Here is a 2,471-nt window from a genome sequence, read left to right on the forward strand (position 1 = left end):
TCAGAAAGAAAACAAGTCTCACCGTACCTAAGCAGTTTTTAATTGGGATTATCTCTATTGCGATAGGATTATCTTTCTTGCCAGTGGGCATTATGCTTGCCAATGCCAACGGTCAAAGCTCGGTGTTATGGGTGAGTTTGTTTTTTGTGTTTCAGTCGATAGGGGAGTTGATGATAGCACCTATTGGTTATTCAATGATTGCTCAATTAGCCAAGCCGAAACATCAAGGGTTGATGATGGGAGTTTGGATGCTTTTAACGGGTAGTACGGCAAGTGTGGTTTCGAGTTATTTGTCGGGAACGGTTGAGATTGATGCCAATGGTGTTAATGCTATTGCGATGAATAACAGTTATTTGATGTTGTTTGGGATATTGGCAGTGATTGGGTTTGTGGTGGCATCATTGTTGTATGCAGTTATAAAAAAGGCGAAACTTTAATCTATGTACACAAAAAAACAAACATCAAAAACCGCATTATATTTTATTTATTTTGTGTCTATCGTTTTTTCTTTTGCCTATGGTGTTTTGTATTATTCATCATATCCTTACCTGTATGATAATTTACCAATAACAACAAAAAACTTACTTGAAATGACTTATTTTATCATGGCTGCATGTGGTGTGATTCATGTTATAGCATCACCCATAGGCAAAAAAATAATTAATTTTAAAGTGCTATTGTTTTTTGCATTGATTTTTCAATGCTTGGGTTGTTACTTGATAGCATTTGTTAATATTGATTTTATACATATAGGGTTTGCAATTTATAGTGTAGGATATGGTTTTATAGTTACATGTGTTACAGTTTTTCTAAATTACTATATAGAAGCTAAAGAAACAGACAAAAGCGGTGTTAAATTAATTTTCACCATTGATTTGTTATGTTTTAATTTAGGTATGCTTGCAGGCGCAGCGACAGGCTTATTTGTTATTGAGTTAGGCAATTTATTTTGCATTGCCTTTTTAGTTTGTGGCGTTGCTGTTTTAGGGTTTATCTTTTTTCATGATTATTTAATACTTCGAGTAAAACTCAGCGACTATAAAATTAAAAGGGCGGTGACGTTTTCAATTGTTTGTACATTGCTTGTACTTCTTATTTATAAAGGGTTTAGGTACCCACACTTGGTTGACTTAGTCATTATATTGACAGCCATCGCTTTAATTATTTTTATGTTCATTAATTACTTTAGCGTTAAAGATAAGCAAAAAATAAAGTTAAAGGCATTTTTCATTTATCAGTTTATTTCAATTACATACTGGTCTTGTTATGCTGTTATTCCATTATTAATGCTATTTATTATTAAATTTCATAGTGACTCTAGTTTATTTGGTTATCAGTGGTTGATGTCGCCTGAGTGGATAGGCATCATTAATACATTAGTTACTATTATGTTTAGCCTTTTTTTGGCTGCTATCTACTATAAAAAAGTTAGACTAAGTTATTACCATTCATTTCAAATAAGCATAGGGATTATGGTAATTGCCTTTTTAGTCCTTGTTTTTGCTGCATTTGGCGCTATCGGTAAAGAAATGAGTTTAACTTTAATTATTGGTTTTGTCGTTATTGCTGCTATAAGTGAAGTTCTGATTTTGCCGCTTAATTATACATTGGTTGAGCAAGCAGTTCCTCTAAAAGTTCAAGAAATTTATGTTGGTGCAACTGCATTTATGATTAAAAGTTTTTCAACAGTGGTTGCAGGAGCATTTATAAGAGAGTCTATATTTAGCAGTGATGTAACAGATATTCTTAGCGGTATGAAAGTGGTTTTTATTACAATCAGTATCGTACTAATTGTTTCGTTTGCAATACTTAGTACCATTGCAAAAAGAGCTTGCAAGGAAGTTTAATAATGAAGTGCAACAAGACGTTTAAATCTAAACTTATCTATGCTTTAATCACGATAGCTGTTATTTTAAGCCTTTTTGTTGTTGAGCGTGTTAATCGCTTTGCAAATGATGGTGATGTAGGCGTGATCATATCGAATATGGATAATCCTTTTTTCTCTACAGTTACCCGATCAATACATCATACTTTACAAGATGGTGGTCATGACGTTGTTGTGTTCAGCTCAAAAGATGACCCTTTGCGATCTATTCAGTCGATGGAAAATTTAGTTGATAGAGGGTTTAAAGTAATTATATTGGCTCAATCCTTATTTCCGTTGGACGGGTTAAATCTGTTATAATTTTGTGATATTAACTTAAACCGAAAGAACTTAAAATGCTCACGAAATTGGATATGGTATTACCTGTTGAATTGCTTGGTTTATCAGATATAGAAATACTTAATATCTCCCTGCGAGATAGACGTGAGCTAATTATTGAAGTAAAAAGCACTAAAGATGGGCTCAATCCTTATTTCCGTTGGACGGGTTAAATCTGTTATAATTTTGTGATATTAACTTAAACCGAAAGAACTTAAAATGCTCACGAAATTGGATATGGTATTACCTGTTGAATTGCTTGGTTTAT

4 protein-coding genes are annotated in these 2,471 nt (G+C 32.9%); all 4 read left to right on the plus strand.

Annotation, left to right across the window (positions count from 1 at the left end; genetic code table 11):
* Positions 1-437, plus strand: a 437-nt coding sequence (locus IE867_RS14275) for an MFS transporter (RefSeq protein ID WP_343215967.1), incomplete at its 5' end; no start/stop codon positions are given.
* 3 nt (positions 438-440) lie between these two features.
* Positions 441-1,847 carry an MFS transporter gene (locus IE867_RS14280; RefSeq protein ID WP_192485381.1) on the plus strand — a complete coding sequence of 469 codons (1,407 nt, stop codon included), beginning with the start codon at positions 441-443 and terminating at the stop codon, positions 1,845-1,847.
* Between the two features lie 2 nt (positions 1,848-1,849).
* Positions 1,850-2,185 carry a type 1 periplasmic-binding domain-containing protein gene (locus IE867_RS14285; RefSeq protein ID WP_192485382.1) on the plus strand — a complete coding sequence of 112 codons (336 nt, stop codon included), beginning with the start codon at positions 1,850-1,852 and terminating at the stop codon, positions 2,183-2,185.
* Between the two features lie 35 nt (positions 2,186-2,220).
* Positions 2,221-2,376, plus strand: coding sequence for a hypothetical protein (locus IE867_RS14290; protein WP_192485383.1), 156 nt, complete (start codon positions 2,221-2,223; stop codon positions 2,374-2,376).
* The last annotated feature ends 95 nt before the right edge of the window (positions 2,377-2,471 follow it).

The sequence above is a fragment of the Cysteiniphilum marinum genome (genome assembly GCF_014857925.1).
Taxonomy (GTDB): domain Bacteria; phylum Pseudomonadota; class Gammaproteobacteria; order Francisellales; family Francisellaceae; genus Caedibacter; species Caedibacter marinus.